The 1,932-nt window shown below is 74.2% G+C and carries 1 protein-coding gene and 1 pseudogene; both read left to right on the top strand.

The window, feature by feature from the left end:
- Positions 1-582: pseudogene (locus Q0112_RS07735) on the top strand (VWA domain-containing protein); the annotation flags it as partial.
- A gap of 71 nt (positions 583-653) precedes the next feature.
- The gene (locus tag Q0112_RS07730; RefSeq protein ID WP_297973553.1) at positions 654-1,886 is read left to right on the top strand and encodes a hypothetical protein; all 1,233 of its coding nucleotides are present in this window, start codon (positions 654-656) and stop codon (positions 1,884-1,886) included.
- Positions 1,887-1,932 lie beyond the last annotated feature (46 nt).

The following is a 1,932-nucleotide window of genomic DNA, read 5'->3' as shown; positions in this document are numbered from 1 at the left end:
CCCGGCCACGCCCGCGCCGCCGGGCTCAGTGAGACCCTCGCCGGCTGGTTCTGGACCCCCGACCAGCAGGGCGCCCGCCTCTACGCCGCGCATCGCTATCCCGAGGCAGCCGCAGCCTTCGCCGACCCGGAATGGCGCGCCGCCGCACTCTTCCGCGCCGGCCAGTATCCCGAGGCGGCAGAGGCCCTCGCCCCGATCCAGACCGCCGCCGCCCAGACCAACCGCGGCATCGCCCTTGTCCGCGGCCGCGACTATCAGGGTGGCGTCGCCGCCTTCGAGGCCGCCCTCAAGCTCGACCCGAACGACGCGGCGGCCGCGCGCAACCTCGACGTCACCCGGCGCATCATCGCCTACCTGTCCGAAGCCCGCGACGCCGAGGACCAGGAAGAAGGCACCGAGCCGCCCGACGACACTGTCGAGGACCTGACCGGCGACCAGGGCCGCCGGGTCCGCATCGACGCGAGCTCCCAGCTCTCCGAGGACGCCGCCGAAGAGTGGATGCGCTCGGTCGAGACCAAACCCGCCGATTTCCTCAAGACGCGCTTCGCCATCGAGGCGACGGCCGCGCCGAAGGCACGTTAACGATGATTGCGATTTGGTTAGCGCCGGAGAGAAAGTCGTTTGGTATCAGCATGATGCCAAAGTGGGCACGCGTGCCCACCCCGTGCCCGGCACACCTTCTCGCGCTCCTCCTGCTGCCCTGCGCCGCCTTCGCGCAGGACCCGCAGCTCACCGTCACCCTCGATCCGGACGGCCCCGTCACCGTCGGCACGCCGGTCGAGGTCACCGCCACCCTCCTCGTCCCGACCTTCATGCCCGACCCGCCGGTCTGGCCCGACCTCCAGATCGCCGACGCCGTCACCCGACTGCCCGGCCGCGCCACCCACCCGGTGACCGAGCGCATCGGCCGCGACACCTGGTCCGGCGTCGCCCGCACCTGGCAGATCGTCCCCCAGCGCGCCGGCGACTACGACCTCGGCCAACCGCAGGTCACCGCCACCTGGGCCGACCCCGAGACCAGCCAGCCGACCTCCTCGGTCCTCGACCTCCCGCCCATCGCCTTCTCCGCCACCGTCCCCGCCGGCGCCGAAGGCATCGACCCCTTCCTCGCCGCCACCGCCGTGACCGTGACGGCCGCGCTCGACGGCCTCCCCCCAGCCCCGAAGCCGGGAGACGCCTTCACGCTCACCCTGACCACCACCGCCGCCGGCCCCCCCGCGATCCTGCTCCCCCCGCTCGCCTCCCGCATCGCCACTCCCCCCGGCCTCCGCGCCTACCCCCGCGAGCCGGCCCTCGCCGACGGCCCCCCCGCCACCCGCACCGAGGCCATCGCCTACGTGATCGAGCAGCCCGGAACCTACGCCTTCCCGCCCATCGCCCTCGACTGGTGGAACACCACGACCGAAAGCCGCGAGACCGCCACCACCGCCCCCATTCAGCTGACCGTCGCCGCCCCGCCAGGATGGCATGCCGACCGCGAGGACGGCGGCCCCCCGCTCCGAGCCATCGCCACCGCCCTCCTCCTCGGAATCGGCGCAGCCATCGCCTTCACCGTCTCCCGCCGTCGCCCCCGCTCGCCCCGCCCCCCGACCGAGGCCGATCTCTACCGCGCCCTCCGCCACGCCGCCCGCACGGCGCCGCCACCGGAAATCCGCCGCCGCCTCCTCCAATGGCAAGCCGCCCGCCCGGACCCACCCGCCATCCCCCCTGCCGTCGCCGCCGCCCTCCGCCGCCTCGAGCGCTCCACCTACGGCCCGCCGGGCGCCGAGTCCGCGGAAGCCGACGCCCGCCGCGACCTCCTGTCCGCCCTCTCCGCGATGCCCCCCACCAGACCGCCATCGCACCAGACCCCCCTCCCTGCCCTGAACCCAGCCGCCTCCGCTTAGGACGCCGCCTGATACAAGGGCTCGAAGTGGTCGTTCGCGACCCCAA

Origin of the sequence: uncultured Amaricoccus sp. (assembly GCF_937858865.1) — a bacterium.
In the GTDB taxonomy this organism is placed as follows: Bacteria; Pseudomonadota; Alphaproteobacteria; order Rhodobacterales; family Rhodobacteraceae; genus Amaricoccus.
Note: the sequence above shows the minus strand (reverse complement) of the source record. Positions and strands in the feature narration are given on the sequence as shown.